This window comes from Sphingopyxis italica, assembly GCF_011926545.1.
Classification (GTDB): Bacteria; Pseudomonadota; Alphaproteobacteria; order Sphingomonadales; family Sphingomonadaceae; genus Sphingopyxis; species Sphingopyxis italica.
On the sequence record NZ_JAATIT010000002.1, the window covers coordinates 422146 to 437357 of the forward strand.

A 15212-nucleotide genomic window follows, 5' to 3' on the forward strand; every position below is an offset into this window, starting at 1 on the left:
CCCTGCCGCGCCGATCGCATCGGTTCGGCGATCTTTCGGGGCGTCCTGCCGCTGCCGATTGACCGCGCGCTCCAATCGGCGCAGCATCCTCGCCATGACGCTCACCATCATCCCCAGCGGTCAGGCGTGCGGCGCGCGCGTGACCGGTGTCGACCTGATGCGGCCGCTCGACGTCGAAACGGTCGCGAACATCCGCGCGGCCTGGCTCGACCACCATGTCCTGGCCTTCCCCGACCAAAGAATGAGCGAGGCCGATCTCGAGCGTTTCACCGCTTCTTTCGGAGGCTTCGGCGACGATCCCTTCATCCGCCCGATCCCCGGCCACGACCATATCATCGCGGTGAAGCGCAGGGCCGACGAGACCGCGCCGCTCTTCGCCGAAAACTGGCACAGCGACTGGAGCTTTCAGGCGCGCCCACCCGCGGGCACCTGCCTTTTCGGCATCACCATACCGCCCGTCGGCGGCAATACCGAATTCGCCAACCAGCACGCCGCGCTCGACGCGATGCCCGCCGATCTCCGCGCACGCGTCGAAGGATTGCAGGCGATCCACAGCGCCCGCGCCGGCTACGCCCCCTCGGGCATGTATGGCGCAAAGGACAAGAACCGCAGCATGGATATCCGCTCGGGCGACGAGGCGCTCGAAACGCAGCTTCATCCTTTCGTCCGCGACCATCCCGAAACGGGCCGCAAGGGTCTGTTCGGCTGCGCGGGCTATATCATCGGCTTCGACGGGCTCGACGACAGCGAGGCTCTCCCTCTCCTTTACGAGCTCATCCAGTGGCAGGGACGCGAAGAGTTCCGCTATTCCCATGCGTGGGAACCCGACATGCTCATCATGTGGGACAATCGCTCGGTCCTTCACCGTGCGACCGGCGGCTACGACGGCCACGACCGCCTGCTCCACCGCACGACGATCGCGGCGTGGGATGGATAGGGAAACTTCGTAGCGAACCCGCGCGTTGCTCCTGGCAGAAGGAGCAAAAAACCATGACCCTCCCCAACAACGCCCTCATCCTCGTCGCCGATGGCCGCAAGGCGCTGTTCCTGCGTAATCAGGGCGACGAGCAGCGGATCGACCTGCGCACCGCCTCGCACAGCGAGCGCGACGATCGCAAGGACAGCGACATCAAGAGTGACGCTTCGGGGCAGTCGCCCGCCCCCGCCGGCACCGGCCTTCCCGGCGGCACGATGGGCGAACCCGATTTCCACCAGCAGGAGGAGGATCGCTTCGCGCGCGACCTCGCCGAAAAGATCAACGCGATGGCGCTTGCCGGGCAGTTCGACGCGCTCGTCGTCGTCGCGCCCGCCCGCACGATGGGCGAGCTTCGCCCGCTCTGGCACAAGGAGGTGAGCGCGCGGATCCTCGGCGAGCATGTCAAGGAAATGACCGACCGTCCGATCCCCGACATCGAGGCGCTGCTCATCGGCGAAGCCGCGCCGCCCTCCTGATCAGGCGCGCGCTTCCTTGGCGAGCGTGCTCACCACGCCCCATGCGATCAGCGCTTGCCCCGCGAAATAGAGCGGCCAGACGAGCCACATGGTGACGTCCTTGCTCAGCACCGCGCCCTCGCCCGCAAAAATGAACAGGTCGCTCGCGAGGAAGAGCATCGCGCCGATGCCGGTGCGATAGCGCGGAAAGCGGCTGGTCCATGCGGCCGCTGCCATCGCGGCGACGAACAGCGAATAGACGGCGGCGTGCCACCATCCCGGGGCGGGGCTCAGCATGGCCCAGACGATGATCAGCGTCGCGGGCATCGTCAGCCACCCGAGCAGGCGCTGCGAGGGCGTCATCCGGGCCCGCCGGTTGGCCAGGTAGACGGCGATCGCGACGACATGCCCCACAACGAATGCCACCGCTCCCGTCTCGAGCCCCTGCGCATCGAGCAACCAGTCGCCGAACGCGCAGAAGCCAAGCGCTGCGGCGATCAGCCAGCCGTTCCTTTCGCGCGCATTCGCCGCGGCCCACAGTGCCAGAAAGCCCACGCCCGTCGTCTTCCACGCCCAGATCATCGGCCCGTCCAGCCGCTGAACCACCGCGATCATGAAACTGACGCCGCCGACCAACGCCAGAAGCCACAGCCAGCGCGCGCGGTCCCAATCCTTCTGTGTCGTCATAAACCCCCGCCCCCTTTGCATCTTGCTCCCAACCGGCCTAGTGCGCGGCTCGGCAAGCGCAAGTCAACGGAAACGGGTAATGAACTACGACATTCACATCATCGGCGGCGGCCTCGCGGGTTCCGAGGCGGCCTGGCAGCTCGCCGAGGCCGGCTACCGCGTGCGCCTCTCCGAAATGCGCGGGGGCGGCGACATGACGCCCGCGCATCAGGGCGACACGCTCGCCGAGATGGTGTGCTCGAACAGCTTCCGCAGCGACGACGGCGACAGCAACGCCGTCGGCCTGCTCCACCGCGAGATGCGCACGCTCGGCTCGATCATCATGCGCGAGGCCGATGCGACGAAAGTTCCCGCGGGCTCCGCCCTCGCCGTCGATCGCGACATCTTCTCGGGCGGCGTGACGAAGGCGCTCGCCGAGCACCCCAACGTCACCATCGTCCGCGAACGTATCGACACGCTGCCCACCGAGGGTCTCACCATCGTTGCCACCGGCCCGCTCACCGCTGCGGGCCTCGCTGCCAGCATCGGCACCGCGACGGGCAAGGACGCCCTCGCCTTCTTCGACGCCATCGCCCCCATCGTCTACCGCGACAGCATCGACATGGATGTCGCGTGGATGGCGAGCCGCTGGGACAAGGTCGGGCCGATCGGCGACGGCAAGGATTATATCAACTGCCCCATGGACAAGGAGCAATATCACGCCTTCGTTCGGGGGCTCGTCGACGGCGACAAGACCGATTTCAAGGATTGGGAGAAAGACACGCCCTATTTCGAGGGCTGCATGCCGATCGAAGTGATGGCCGAGCGCGGCCCCGAAACGCTGCGCTTCGGTCCGATGAAGGGCGTCGGTCTCGACAATCCGCGCACCGGACGCTGGCCGTATGCGGTGGTCCAGCTACGCCAGGACAATGCCCTCGGCACGCTGTGGAATATGGTCGGTTTCCAGACCAAGCTGAGACATGCCGCGCAGGTTGAGCTGTTCCGCACGATCCCCGGGCTCGAAAAGGCCGAATTCGCGCGTTTGGGCGGCCTCCACCGCAACAGCTTCATCCGTTCCCCCGAACTGCTCGACGGCCAGCTCCGCCTGAAATCGGCGCCGCATATCCGCTTCGCCGGGCAGATCACCGGCTGCGAAGGCTATGTCGAAAGTGCCGCGATCGGCCTCGCCGCCGCGCGCTTCGCCATCGCCGAACTCGGCGGCCGCACCCTGCCCCCGCCGCCGCCCGAAACCGCATTGGGCGCGCTGCTCGGTCACATCACCGGCGGCGCGGATGCAGCCAGCTATCAGCCGATGAACGTCAACTTCGGCCTCTTCCCGCCGCTCGCCGAAGATGTCCGCAAGAAGGACCGCAAGCTCGGCTATACGCAGCGCGCCGGGATGAAGCTGGCGGAGTGGATGAAGCAGGCTGAGGGCGTCGTCGCCTAAGAGTCCCCTCTCCACCATTCGTGCTGAGCTTGTCGAAGCACCGTCCCTTTCTGCGGCACAAAGAAAGAACGGCCCTTCGACAAGCTCAGGGCGAGCGGGAGCAGGGTTTTCTCCGCTTCAACAACGACACTTCGGCTTCGCCGCCCGTTTCGGCGCGGTCGTCGCGAATTCGACGCGCGTCAGGTCGCCCGATTCGTCGCCATCGGCCCCAGCAAAGCGGTCGCTCGTCGCCACCGCCCATTCCTCGAAGCTGAGCAAATTATTGCCGTCCTTGTCGAGCTTGCGAAACGCCGCGGTGCGCGTCGACATCATCTCGATCCGGCTGATCCGCTCGTTGCGGTCGCGGTCGTAGCGATTGAAGCGACGTTCCTCGCGCGATTCGGCCTTGGCGGTGGGCAAGGCCGGCGGCGCCGCGCCTCGCTTCGGCGCGCTTGCCCCCGCCACCGGGATCGCAGGCAGCGCCGGGGGCGGGTCGGGCAACACCGCCTCCTCGGCAACCTGGCTATAGCCTTTCCAGATAAACACGCCGCCCGTGAGGAGCAGCGCGCTCGCGAGGCCGCCGATCAGAAAACGCGAGATCGCCATTTATCCCCCCTCCCGGTGCGAGATTACATGCGTCGCGGGTTACAGCCAAGAGCGGCGCATTTGTTATCGACGGGATTGTTTAATTCCTGCCCTATCATTGCTATATCCGATCAATGCACAACTACCTCCCCTCGCTCAAGCAGATGCAATATCTCGTCGCGCTGCACGAGCATGGCCATTTCGGCCGCGCCGCCGACGCATGCAACGTCACGCAATCGACGCTGTCGGCGGGCATCCGCGAGCTCGAGACGCTGCTCGGCCAGACGCTCGTCGAGCGCACCCGCCGCGTCGTGCGCTTCACCATGCTTGGCAACGCCATCGTCGAAAAGGCGCATCGCGTGCTCCGTGAAGCCGAGGAGCTCGCCGACATGGCCGCCGCCGCCGCCGCGCCGCTCGTCGGCGAGCTGCGCATGAGCGTCATCCCGACGATCGCGCCCTTCCTGCTCCCCGGCCTGCTGCCGCGGCTGCGCAAGGAACGCCCGTCGCTCAAACTCTTCCTGCGCGAAGAGCCGAGCGCGCAGGCGTGCGAATCGCTCCACCACGGCACCGTCGACTGCGTCCTCCTCGCGCTCCCCTATGCGTGCGGCGACGTCGAGGCCGAAAATCTGTTCGACGACGCGCTGTTCGTCGCTTTCCCCGGCGACCAGTCCGACGACCTGCCCGCGATGGTTAGCGCCGACCAGCTCGACCCCGCGCAGATGCTGATGCTCGAGGACGGGCATTGCCTCAAGGATCATGTCCTCGCCGCGTGTAATCGCCCCGAACTGCGCGCCGGCGCGCGGATGATGGGCACCTCGCTGCACACGCTCGTCCAGATGGTCGACAACGGCCTTGGGATCACGATGCTGCCGCAAATGGCGATCGAGGCGGGCATCCTCGACCATACCGACATCGACACGCGCCCGCTCGATTCGGAGCATGACTGGCGCACGATCGCGCTCGTCTGGCGCAAGGGCAGCCCGCGCGCCGACGAATTCCGCCTGCTCGCGGATATTTTCAGGAAGCATCAGGTGAGGTAGAATATAGTCGCTGGACTCAACTCCGTTCGTCCTGAGGAGCCATTGAGCTTGCCGAAATGGCGTCTCGAAGGACCATGCGCCGCGCTAAGTCCTTCGAGACGGGTCTTCGACAAGCTCAGCCCCTCCTCAGGACGAACGGCTGCGGGCTTGCGGTTACAGGGACCACCGCTCCGCCCGCGCCTGATCCCCCTCGCGCTCTTCGACCCACCCGACCCGGCCGTCGCCGAACGTCTCGCGCTTCCACAGCATGACATCGGTCTTCAGCCGGTCGATCAGAAACTCGGACGCCGCCAGCGCCTCGGCGCGGTGCGCGCTACTTGCCAGCACCAGCACGATCGTGTCGCCGGGCGCCATCGCCCCGACGCGGTGGATCAGCGTCAGCGCCGACAGCTTCCAGCGATCGGCCGCCGCATGGGCCAAGGCGGCGAGCCCCGCCCCGGTCATCGCGGGATGATGCTCGAGGAACAATTCGGTCAACCCATCGTCGCCGCGAACGCGCCCGATAAAGCTCGCGCTCGCGCCGTGCCCGCCGGCATCGTGCAGGTCGAACTCGGCGGTGACGTCGATCGCGTCCGGCTGGACGAGGACGCGGATCATCCGCCGGTGACCGGCGGGAACAGCGCGACCTCGCGCGCTCCCGAAAGCGGCGCGTCGGGGCCCATCATCGCCCCGTCGATCGCCGCGCGGATGCGGTGCGGCTCGGCAAAGGCCAGCGCGCCGCGTTCATCGCGCGCGCCGAGCCATGCGAGCAGCGCGGCGACGTCGGCGACATCGGCGGGCACCTCGACGGCTTCGCCTGCAACGCCCATCCGCTCGCGCACCCAGGAAAAATAGGCGATCTCGAGCATCATCAATCCATATGCTTCAGGCCGACGCGCAGATAATCCCAGCCGGTGATCAGCGTCAGCACCGCGGCCCCCCACAGCGACACGAGCCCGACCGTCTTGATCCACGCCATCGCGGGCAAGGCGCCTGCCAGGATCAGCGCACCGAATGCGACAAGCTGAAACGTCGTCTTCCATTTGGCGAGCTGCGTCACCGGCATCGACACCTGCAGCGTCGCGAGGAATTCGCGCAACCCCGACACGATGATCTCGCGCAGCAGGATCATCAGTGCCGCGATGACGTGATATCCAGTGATGTCGCGCGTGAAGACGAGCAGCAGAATCACCGCGGCGATCATGATCTTGTCGGCGATCGGGTCGAGGAAGGCGCCGAGCCGCGATACGATCCCGCGCGACCGTGCAACATAGCCGTCAAAATAGTCGGTAATGCCCATCAGGCAGTAAAGGCCGAACGCCAGCGCATAGTCGATCGGCTTGGGCTGGTGCGATCCCTCGATCACCCCCGGCCACAGGAGGAAAAGCAGGATGGGAACCGCGAGGATCCGCGAAAGGGTCAGGATATTGGGAAGACTCAGCATGACCCCTGATCGCCTGAATGTTGGAGAAAATCGGCTTTGACCCCGCTTCCCCTACCCGATAAGCCCCCCGGGCGACAACCAAGGATGCTCAAAAGAATGGATCACGCATGACCGGCTCTTTCGCGTTGCTGAGGCATCGCCGGTTCCTGCCGCTCTTCGTCACCCAGCTCCTCGGCGCGTTCAACGACAATCTGTTCAAGAATGCGATGGTGCTGTTCGTCGTTTATGGCGTGTTCAACAGCGAAGAGCAGGAAACCCTGTTCAGCGCGGTCGCGACCGGCTTGTTCATCCTGCCCTTCTTTCTCCTCTCGGCGCTGGCGGGCCAGCTTGCGGATACGCGCGACAAGGCGCGGATCATCCGCATCGTCAAATTCTGCGAGATTCTCATCATGCTCGTCGGCGGGATCGGGCTCGTCCTCGCGTGGATGGGCTTCGCGGTGCATCTGATCGCGATCCCGCTGATGATGCTCGCGCTCTTCGCGATGGGCATCCACTCGACCTTCTTCGGCCCGATCAAATATGCGATCCTGCCGCAGCACCTCGAAAGCGACGAAGTGCTCGCGGGCACCGGGCTCGTCGAGGCGGGAACCTATATCGCGATCCTCGCGGGCACGATCCTCGCCGGCGTGATCGACGTCGAATGGGCGGCGCTCGGCGTCGTCCTCGTCGCCGGGCTCGGCTATTGGACCGGGCGCAAAGTGCCCCCCGCCCCGCCCGAGCATGAGGAAACGGGGATCGACTGGCACATCATCCGCTCGTCAGTCGCGCTTGTCCGCGGCACGATGCACATCCCGCGCCTCTATCTCGCGATCCTCTCGATCAGCTTCTTCTGGACGATCGGCGCGGTGCTCTTCATCCAGTTCCCGCCGCTGGTGAAGAACATCCTGCACGCCGACAAAAGCGTCGCCAGCCTCTTCCTCGCGATCTTCTCGGTCGGCATCGCGATCGGGTCGGTCGCGGTGAACCGCCTGCTCAAGGGCCAGGTCTCGGCACGCTACAGCCCCGCGAGTGTCATCGTCATGGGCGCATTCGTCGTCGCCTTCTATTGGGTATGCCGCAACTGGGGCGCCGAACCGGCGGGCACGCTCTATGACATCGGCGGCTTCCTCGGCCATCCATCGGTCATCCCGTTGCTGCTCAGCCTGCTCGGCATCGCGATCAGCGGCGGCATGTTCGTCGTGCCGCTTTATGCTTTCCTCACGACCACCGTGCCCAAGGACCAGACCGCGCGCACCGTCGCCGCGAACAATATCGTCAATTCGGGCGCGATGGTCGCAGGCTCGCTGCTCGCGATGGGGTTGGGCTTCGCCGGCGTCGGCGTGGTCGACCAGCTGCTGATGAGCGCCGCGATGTGCCTCATCTCCGCCTGGCTGGCGGTCAAGCTGCACCGAGCTTGCGATTAGGACGGTTTCCCGACTCGTTGCCCCTCAGATCAAAAACATCATCGCCGCGGTGAAGAATATCGCGAAGCTTTGCAGAAACAGCCGGAAATCATTGTTCGACCAGATCGTCACCGGCTCGCGGTGTGCCGCAAGCGCGGTGCGCAGCTCGCCTTCCCAGTCCGCCGGCGCATTCAACCGGGCGATCGCCAGCTGCCGTGCGCCATGCGCGCGGACGCGCTCGCGAATGTCGATATGATCGTCCGAGTCCATGCGCCCGAGGCTAGGGCGATGTTAACCGGTCGATAAGGTTAAAAGAGTGTTAACGGCCGGCTGTCCCGCGCCGGGACGCTTTTCGGCCTCCGGCTTAACCAGGCGGCATCGGCCGGATACCAAGCCGACGGCCGTCCTTCGCCCCCGCCTGAAACGACTTGCACCGCGCCGGCTTCATTCGCGGGCCCAGGCAAAAGCGCACTTCGTCGAGCCAGCCCTTGCGGTCGACCGACACCGCGATCATCGGCGCTGTTACTCCGCGATTGGCGCCGGCAAAGGCGCGGCGGATGCTCCCCGCGGTTTGCGGCTTCGCGGCGAGCGCCTTCATATCGGGAAACCGCACCGCGCCGAACAATATCTCGGCCGAACGGAAATAGGCGGCCGGATGCGGACTCATGCACGTCCCGTGCTTCGCCCATTCGTGCTGGAGCAATTGCGCCGAGGGCGTCATGCACAGATGCTTTTTCAGCACCGGTTGCGGGACGATCTTGGCCGGACGGCACCATTGCGGATAGCCGGGGCTATCGGTCTCGGGCCACAACCCGTGGAGTACCCAGCCGAAACGACCGCTCTCGCCCGAACATTGAAAGCGGTCGCGCACGCCTTTCGGATTGCGGACATCGGCGCAATGCTGCGGCGACCAGCTCATGGCCAGCAGATAGCCGGTTATGGCGGGTCTTCGCACCGGCTCGCCGCGCTTCGGCTTTTCAAGGCGCGGGACGGGGATGCGGTCGGGCGGTGAACAGGACAGTGCCTGCGCCTGCGCCGCAACCGGCATCAGCGCCAGCGCGGCGGCGCTAAGCCAGCGCAAAGTCGAGCCCGATGTCCGCCGCCGGCGCCGACTGGGTCAGCCGCCCGACCGAAACATAGGTCACCCCGGTCGCGCCGATGTCGCCGACCGTGTCGAGCCGCACGCCGCCCGACGCCTCGGTCGGCACCTTGCCGCCGACGAGAGCGACCGACTGGCGGAGTTCGTCGAGCCCCATATTGTCGAGCAACAGGTGCGTCGCCCCGGCGCTCAGCGCGGGCCCGACCTGTTCGACGCGGTCGACCTCGACGATGATGCTCGCAATTCCCGCGTCGACCGCGCGGCGCACCGCTTCCTCGACCGATCCCGCGACCGCGACATGATTGTCCTTGATCATCGCCGCGTCCCACAGCCCCATGCGGTGGTTCTTTGCGCCACCCATCCGCGTCGCATATTTTTCGAGCACGCGAAGTCCCGGGATCGTCTTGCGCGTGTCGAGCAGGGTCGCGCCGGTGCCCGCGAGCGCATCGACATATTGGCGCGTCATCGTCGCGATACCCGACAGATGCTGCACGGTGTTCAGCGCCGACCGTTCGGCGGTCAGCATCGCGCGCGCATTGCCCGACAGGCGCATCAGGTCGCTTGCCGCGGCGACTTCGGCGCCCTCCTCGACCAAAATCTCGATCTCCATGCCGGGTTCGAGCGCGCGAAAGAATCGCTCGGCGATCGGCAGCCCTGCCACAATGATAGCATCGCGGCTGTCCATCACGCCGCCAAAGCGTGCATCGGCAGGAATCGTCGCCATCGAGGTGATGTCGCCCCCCGCCCCCATATCCTCGGCCAAAGTGGCGCGAACGAAGGCATCGAGGTCGAAATCGGGGAGCGTGAATTGGGACATGTTCCCCGCGATAATCCGTCCGCCCAGCAAATCAACTTGACGTTTACGTCAACTGGCGCTGACATGAGCAAGAACAGGTTGGATGCCTCCCTCTCCCGTTCGTGCTGAGCTTGTCGAAGCACCGCCCTTCTCTTCTTCCGACCTCGAAAGAAGAACGGCCCTTCGACAAGCTCAGAGCGAACGGCTTTTGGAAGGCGTCAAAAAAGAACGGAGAGGCCCCCTATGCAGTCCCCTATTTGCTCGATGCTCGGCATCGAATTTCCCCTGCTCGCCTTCTCGCACTGCCGCGACGTCGTCGTCGCCGTGTCAAAGGCGGGCGGCATGGGCGTCTTCGGCGCCGCCGCGCTGCCGCCCGAACGGCTCGAAGAGGAGCTCGCGTGGATCGACGACCATATCGGCGGCCGCCCCTATGGCGTCGACCTGATCGTCCCCAACAGTTTCGCCGGCAAGGGCGACGCGCCCTCGCCGGGCGCCGCGAGGGTGCCAGAAACGCACCTGCAATTCGCCGCCGACCTGCTCGGCAAGTTCGATGTCGATGCCGCGGGTCTCGAAGCCGCGATGGAGACGCGCCAGAGCTTCGGCGACAATATGCACGCGGACGGCGCGGCGAAACTGCTCGAAGTCGCCTTTCGCCACCCGATCAAGCTGATCGCCAACGCGCTCGGTGTCCCGCCGCGGCTGATGCTCGAACTCGGCAAGCGTCATAACGTCCCCGTCGCCGCGCTCGTCGGCACGCGCGACCATGCGCTGGCGCAGGTCCGCGCGGGCGTCGACATCCTCGTTGTCGCGGGCGGCGAAGCCGGCGGCCATTGCGGCGAGGTCGCGACGATGGTGCTGGTGCCCGAGGTCGCCGCAGCGGTCGAGGCGATCGGCGCGAACACGCCGATCCTCGCGGCCGGCGGCATCGTCACGGGACGCCAGATGGCCGCCGCGATGACGATGGGCGCGCATGGCGCCTGGTGCGGATCGGTGTGGCTGACCACCGCCGAGGCCGAAACCAACCCGGTCGTGAAGGAAAAGATGCTCGCAGCCTCCGCCCGCGACACGGTGCGGTCGAAGAGCCGTACCGGCAAACCGTCGCGCCAGCTCCGCTCGCCATGGACCGACGCTTGGGAGGCCGAAGGCGCGCCGAAGCCGCTCCCCATGCCGCTCCAGTCGCTGGTCAGCGAACCCGCGCTGCGCAAGGTCGATAAATTGTCCGAAGGCGGCCACGAAGGCGCGAAGGCGCTCGCGACCTATTGGGTCGGTCAGGGCGTCGGCCTGATGAACGAGGCGATGGGCGCCGGGCAAGTCGTGCAGCAATTCAAGGAAGACTGGGTCGCGGCCTGCGAGCGACTCAACGGCTTTATCGACGAGTAGGCAAAAAAGTCCCCGCCGAAGCGGGGACCTTGAAATCAGCTGATGGTCGCCTTGACAATCTTGCCGGGCTCGCGCGGCGGCTCGCCCTTGGGCAGCGCGTCGACATTTTCCATGCCTTCGATCACTTCGCCCCAGGCCGTATACTGGTTGTCGAGGAAGCGCGCGTCGTCGAAGCAGATGAAGAACTGGCTGTTCGCGCTGTTCGGGTTCTGCGCCCGCGCCATCGAGCACACACCACGGACGTGCGGTTCGCTGTTGAATTCCTGCGGCAGGTCTGGAAGCTGGCTACCGCCCATGCCGGTGCCCGTCGGATCGCCGCCCTGCGCCATGAAGCCGGGAATCACGCGGTGAAACACGACGCCGTCGTAAAAGCCTTCCTTGGCGAGCGACGAGATGCGCTCGACGTGCAGCGGGGCGAGATCGGGACGCAGGCGGATGACGACGTCGCCGGTCGACAGCGAAAGCGTGAGGGTTTCGGACATATTGTTACTCCTATGGTCGGATTTGGCGGTGCCATAGCGGGGCGCGGCTCCCAAGGCACGTTCAAATTGTCGAAAAGCTCTCTGCGCGGCGTTGCCATCGGCTGGCGGCGGCACTAGGGGGAAGCTCGGATGCCGCAAGAGAACAGGGAGGACCGCGCGATGGACAAACGCGAAGATTCCCTGCCGCCCGATGATGCGGCGATCGCCGAAGACCGCGAAACCGCCATCCGCGAACCCGAAACCGAACTCGACGAGGACGACCGGCTGAAGCCCGAATTCGTCCGCGACGTGATCGAACTTGCCGAGGCCGGCGAAGGCGAGGCGGCGCGCGAGCGCGTCGGCCGCCTCCACCCCGCCGACATCGCCGACCTGTTCGAACTCGCCCGCACCGACGAGCGGCCGATGCTCGCCGCGGTGCTCGGCGACATGCTCTCCGCCGACGTGCTTTCGGAAATGAACGATTATGTTCGCGAGGAGCTGATCGACCTCCTCGCGCCCGAGCAGGTGGCGGAGATCGCGTCCGAACTCGATACCGACGATGCCGTCGCGATCATCGAGGACATGGAAGCGGACGAGCAGCAGGCCGTCCTGCAGGCGATGGAGCCCGAGGATCGCGCCGCGATCGAGGACGCGCTTTCCTTCCCCGAGGAATCGGCGGGCCGTCTGATGCAGCGCGACCTGGTCGCGGTGCCCGAACATGTCACGGTCGGCGACGTCATCGACCGGCTGCGCGAAGATACCGAACTCACCAGCGATTTCTGGGAAATCTTCGTCGTCGATCCGATGCACAAACCGGTCGGCACCTGCCAGCTCAGCTGGATTCTCCGCACTCCGCGCGACATCGCGATCGGCGACCTGATGAAGCGCGAACAAACGCTGATCCCGGTCGACATGGACCAGGAAGAGGTCGCGCTGCGCTTCCAGAAATATGCGCTGATCTCCGCCGCCGTCGTCGACAAGGGCGGACGGCTGGTCGGCATGATCACGGTCGACGACATCGTCCACATCATTCAGGAAGAGGCCGGCGAGGATATCCTCCGCCTGTCGGGCGCCGGCGACGGCGACATCAACGAGCCGATCCGCGAGACTTACAGCGCGCGCGTGCGCTGGCTGATCGCCAACCTCGGCACCGCGCTCGTCGCCTCGACGATCGTCGGCCTGTTCGGCGGCGCGATCGAGCATATGGTCGCCCTCGCCGCACTGATGCCGATCGTCGCGGGGGTCGGCGGCAACGCGGGGACGCAGACGCTGGCGGTGACGGTGCGCGCGCTCGCGATGAACCAGCTCACCGATTCGAACAGCTGGCGCGCGATCTGGCGCGAGATGAAGATCGCGCTGCTCAACGGCGGGACGATCGCGCTGATCGCGGGAACGGCGACCGCGCTTTGGTTCGCGAACCCGATGCTCGGCGGGGTCATCGCCGCGGCGATGATCGTGAACATCTTTGTCGCCGGGGTCGCGGGGGTCGCGATCCCGCTGCTCCTCGACCGGCTCGATCAGGATCCCGCGGTCGCAAGCTCGATATTCGTCACAATGACGACCGATTCCATGGGTTTTCTAGCCTTCTTGGGCCTCGCAGTGCTCAGCGGGCTCACCACGCTCTGACCGCAAGTCGCTGGAATCCAAGCGATTCAAAAGCGACGAAAAAAATTTCATGCCTGCGATTTTTTTTGGGAACTTATCCGCCGTATCGGTCGTTTCCCATTCGAGCAGCGGTCATCGCCCCCCCGCAGCGCTGCTCAGCAACATTGGCCCGGCCCGCATTCCCTCCCCCCCCTCGAAGCGTGCCGGGCCATTTTGCACCACTCCTGAGAGGTTACAAAATATGACGAGCTTCCGTGCAATCCTTCTCGCCTTGTTGGCAAGCGTTCTGGTCACTGGTTGCAACACGGTAAAGGGCGCTGGCCGCGACATCGAGTCGGTCGGCGAAGCTGGCAGCGACGCCATCGACTGATCTTGAGTAACTTACCCTAAGCCTCTTCGAGAGGTTCGACAGGCGCCTCTTCGGCGCCTGTTTTGCGTCGGCGCTGGGTAAACCAGATCGCGAACAGCGATAATTCGTAAAGCAGGATCAGCGGCACCGCGAGCAGGAACTGGCTCAGAATATCGGGCGGCGTCGCGACCGCGGCGATCGCGAAGGCCGCCACGATCATATAGCGCCGAGCCGACACCAGTTGCTCGCGCGTCACCAGCCCCGACCGTTCGATCAGCATCAGGAAGATCGGCAGCAGGAAGGCGATCCCGAATGCCATGATGAACTGCATGATGAAGCTGAGGTAATTGGCGACCGACGGCAGTGCTTCCTGCTGAATCCCGCCCATATCGCCCTGATACCCCAGCAGGAATTTCAGCGCGACGGGGACGGTCACGAAATAGGCGAGGCACGCCCCCGCGGTGAAGAGCACCGGCGTCGCGAACAGAAAGGGCAACAGCGCCCGCTTTTCCTTACGGTACAGGCCCGGAGCGACGAATTTCCACAGCTGGTTGGTAATCACGGGGAATGCGATCATCATCGAAGCGAAAAGCGCCACCTTGATCTGGACAAAAAATGCCTCGAACAACTGGGTATAGATGATCTTGCCCTGCCCCGCGGCGACGAGCGGCTGGACGAGGACGCTGAAGATCGGTTCCGCGAAATAGAGGCAGACGCCAAAGGCGAGAGCGATGGCGATCAGTGACTTCAAAAGCCGCGAGCGCAACTCGATCAGATGGTCGAGCAGCGGCATCTTGCCGCCGGCGCCATCATGCTCTTCGGCGTTGATCGGCGTTTCGGCGGTCATGGCAGCGGTCCGTCGCGGGGCGGAATCGCATGGGTTTCGGGCGAGGCGGCAGCCGCGTCCTGATCGATGTCCTGATCGGTTGGTTCGGACGATGTTTCGGTGGCAGGCGAGGTCGCGGGAGCCGCCGGCTTTGCACCGGCGTCGTCGATGCGCGGAAATTCGCGCATGATCGCGTCATTTTGCTCGCGCCACTGCTTTTCGAGCTCTTCAAGCTCGGCCTCGCGCATCATCGTGTCGAGCCCGGAACGGAAATGGCGCGCCATGCCGCGCGCCTTGCCCATCCATTTGCCTACGAAGCGCATCGCCTTGGGCAGATCCTTGGGTCCGATGACAACCAGGGCCACCACCACGACGAGCAACAACTCGGTGGGCGCGACATCAAACATTCAATTGGCTTTCCCGCAGGAAGAAGGATCAGAGCTTGTCGTGCTCGTTGGTCGGCGTCGTCACCGGCGTGACGTCGGAGGCCCGCTGACCTTCGATATGCTTCGGCGTGGCGGCGGGCGGAGCGTCATCCTCCGTCATGCCCTTTTTGAAGCTTTTGATGCCCTTGGCGACATCGCCCATCATGTCTGAAAAGCGGCCCTTGCCGAACAGCAGCAGGATCAAAATCCCGACGATCAGCCAGTGCCAGATGCTCAAACCACCCATCTCAATATCTCCTTGAGCCGCCCATATAAGAACTGCGCTCTTCGAATGCACGTCCGGCGTTCAAAAAACGC

The 15212-nt window shown here is 65.1% G+C and carries 20 protein-coding genes; 8 read left to right on the forward strand and 12 right to left on the reverse strand.

The window, feature by feature from the left end; translation table 11 throughout:
• Positions 1–94 precede the first annotated feature (94 nt).
• Both GGR90_RS09690 and GGR90_RS09695 read left to right on the forward strand, forming a co-directional pair.
• On the forward strand, positions 95–937 hold the full coding sequence (locus GGR90_RS09690; RefSeq protein ID WP_167921227.1) for a TauD/TfdA dioxygenase family protein: 843 nt from the start codon (positions 95–97) through the stop codon (positions 935–937).
• A 53-nt stretch (positions 938–990) separates the two neighbouring features.
• The gene (locus GGR90_RS09695) at positions 991–1452 is read left to right on the forward strand and encodes a host attachment family protein (protein WP_167921228.1); all 462 of its coding nucleotides are present in this window, start codon (positions 991–993) and stop codon (positions 1450–1452) included.
• On the opposite strand, the gene GGR90_RS09700 is transcribed toward GGR90_RS09695, so the two are convergent.
• Positions 1453–2118: a lysoplasmalogenase gene (locus tag GGR90_RS09700; RefSeq protein ID WP_167921229.1), complete on the reverse strand. Its 666-nt coding sequence runs from the start codon at positions 2116–2118 to the stop codon at positions 1453–1455. It lies immediately after the preceding gene.
• A 79-nt stretch (positions 2119–2197) separates the two neighbouring features.
• Here GGR90_RS09700 and trmFO point away from each other — a divergent pair, with 79 nt between their 5' ends.
• A complete protein-coding gene (trmFO, locus tag GGR90_RS09705; protein WP_167921230.1) occupies positions 2198–3544 on the forward strand; it encodes a methylenetetrahydrofolate--tRNA-(uracil(54)-C(5))-methyltransferase (FADH(2)-oxidizing) TrmFO in 1347 nt (448 codons plus the stop codon).
• A 117-nt stretch (positions 3545–3661) separates the two neighbouring features.
• On the opposite strand, the gene GGR90_RS09710 is transcribed toward trmFO, so the two are convergent.
• Entirely contained in the window at positions 3662–4129 is a 468-nt protein-coding gene (locus tag GGR90_RS09710; protein ID WP_209023667.1) for an EF-hand domain-containing protein, read from the reverse strand.
• Positions 4130–4242: 113 nt separating this feature from the next.
• Here GGR90_RS09710 and GGR90_RS09715 point away from each other — a divergent pair, with 113 nt between their 5' ends.
• A complete protein-coding gene (locus tag GGR90_RS09715; protein WP_167921231.1) occupies positions 4243–5148 on the forward strand; it encodes a hydrogen peroxide-inducible genes activator in 906 nt (301 codons plus the stop codon).
• 153 nt (positions 5149–5301) lie between these two features.
• Here the strand turns inward: GGR90_RS09715 and GGR90_RS09720 are convergent, their stop codons facing one another.
• From GGR90_RS09720 to pgsA, 3 genes are read right to left on the reverse strand one after another with little or no spacing between them, the layout of a single operon-like run.
• Positions 5302–5745, reverse strand: coding sequence for a molybdenum cofactor biosynthesis protein MoaE (locus GGR90_RS09720; protein WP_167921232.1), 444 nt, complete (start codon positions 5743–5745; stop codon positions 5302–5304).
• Positions 5742–5999 (reverse strand): MoaD/ThiS family protein, encoded by a 258-nt coding sequence (locus GGR90_RS09725; RefSeq protein ID WP_167921233.1) that lies wholly within the window; start codon positions 5997–5999, stop codon positions 5742–5744. The genes GGR90_RS09720 and GGR90_RS09725 overlap by 4 nt, the downstream gene beginning before the upstream one ends.
• Positions 5999–6571, reverse strand: coding sequence for a CDP-diacylglycerol--glycerol-3-phosphate 3-phosphatidyltransferase (gene pgsA, locus GGR90_RS09730; protein ID WP_167921234.1), 573 nt, complete (start codon positions 6569–6571; stop codon positions 5999–6001). The genes GGR90_RS09725 and pgsA overlap by 1 nt, the downstream gene beginning before the upstream one ends.
• A gap of 107 nt (positions 6572–6678) precedes the next feature.
• Here pgsA and GGR90_RS09735 point away from each other — a divergent pair, with 107 nt between their 5' ends.
• Positions 6679–7974 carry an MFS transporter gene (locus GGR90_RS09735; RefSeq protein ID WP_167921235.1) on the forward strand — a complete coding sequence of 432 codons (1296 nt, stop codon included), beginning with the start codon at positions 6679–6681 and terminating at the stop codon, positions 7972–7974.
• Positions 7975–7998: 24 nt separating this feature from the next.
• Here the strand turns inward: GGR90_RS09735 and GGR90_RS09740 are convergent, their stop codons facing one another.
• The 3 genes from GGR90_RS09740 to nadC all read right to left on the reverse strand — a co-directional run bounded on the left by GGR90_RS09740 (position 7999) and on the right by nadC (position 9869).
• Entirely contained in the window at positions 7999–8223 is a 225-nt protein-coding gene (locus GGR90_RS09740) for a hypothetical protein (protein WP_167921236.1), read from the reverse strand.
• 94 nt (positions 8224–8317) lie between these two features.
• Positions 8318–9034, reverse strand: coding sequence for a ribonuclease T2 family protein (locus GGR90_RS09745; RefSeq protein ID WP_167921237.1), 717 nt, complete (start codon positions 9032–9034; stop codon positions 8318–8320).
• A complete protein-coding gene (gene nadC / locus GGR90_RS09750) occupies positions 9021–9869 on the reverse strand; it encodes a carboxylating nicotinate-nucleotide diphosphorylase (protein WP_167921238.1) in 849 nt (282 codons plus the stop codon). Before nadC ends, GGR90_RS09745 begins: the two co-directional genes overlap by 14 nt.
• Positions 9870–10091: 222 nt before the next feature.
• Between nadC and GGR90_RS09755 the strand changes: the two genes are divergently transcribed.
• Positions 10092–11228, forward strand: coding sequence for an NAD(P)H-dependent flavin oxidoreductase (locus GGR90_RS09755; protein WP_167921239.1), 1137 nt, complete (start codon positions 10092–10094; stop codon positions 11226–11228).
• Between the two features lie 35 nt (positions 11229–11263).
• Here GGR90_RS09755 and GGR90_RS09760 read toward each other — a convergent pair whose 3' ends face one another.
• A complete protein-coding gene (locus GGR90_RS09760; RefSeq protein WP_167921240.1) occupies positions 11264–11710 on the reverse strand; it encodes a peptidylprolyl isomerase in 447 nt (148 codons plus the stop codon).
• A gap of 159 nt (positions 11711–11869) precedes the next feature.
• Here GGR90_RS09760 and mgtE point away from each other — a divergent pair, with 159 nt between their 5' ends.
• Both mgtE and GGR90_RS09770 read left to right on the forward strand, forming a co-directional pair.
• On the forward strand, positions 11870–13315 hold the full coding sequence (mgtE, locus tag GGR90_RS09765; RefSeq protein ID WP_167921241.1) for a magnesium transporter: 1446 nt from the start codon (positions 11870–11872) through the stop codon (positions 13313–13315).
• Positions 13316–13535: 220 nt separating this feature from the next.
• On the forward strand, positions 13536–13664 hold the full coding sequence (locus GGR90_RS09770; protein WP_167921242.1) for an entericidin A/B family lipoprotein: 129 nt from the start codon (positions 13536–13538) through the stop codon (positions 13662–13664).
• Between the two features lie 16 nt (positions 13665–13680).
• On the opposite strand, the gene tatC is transcribed toward GGR90_RS09770, so the two are convergent.
• Genes tatC through GGR90_RS09785 form a run of 3 tightly spaced genes read right to left on the reverse strand, consistent with a single transcriptional unit; the run spans position 13681 to position 15141 of the window.
• Entirely contained in the window at positions 13681–14490 is an 810-nt protein-coding gene (gene tatC / locus GGR90_RS09775; protein ID WP_167921243.1) for a twin-arginine translocase subunit TatC, read from the reverse strand.
• Positions 14487–14876, reverse strand: coding sequence for a Sec-independent protein translocase protein TatB (gene tatB / locus GGR90_RS09780; RefSeq protein ID WP_167921244.1), 390 nt, complete (start codon positions 14874–14876; stop codon positions 14487–14489). The genes tatC and tatB overlap by 4 nt, the downstream gene beginning before the upstream one ends.
• Before the next feature lie 28 nt (positions 14877–14904).
• Entirely contained in the window at positions 14905–15141 is a 237-nt protein-coding gene (locus tag GGR90_RS09785; protein ID WP_167921245.1) for a twin-arginine translocase TatA/TatE family subunit, read from the reverse strand.
• Positions 15142–15212: the final 71 nt, after the last annotated feature.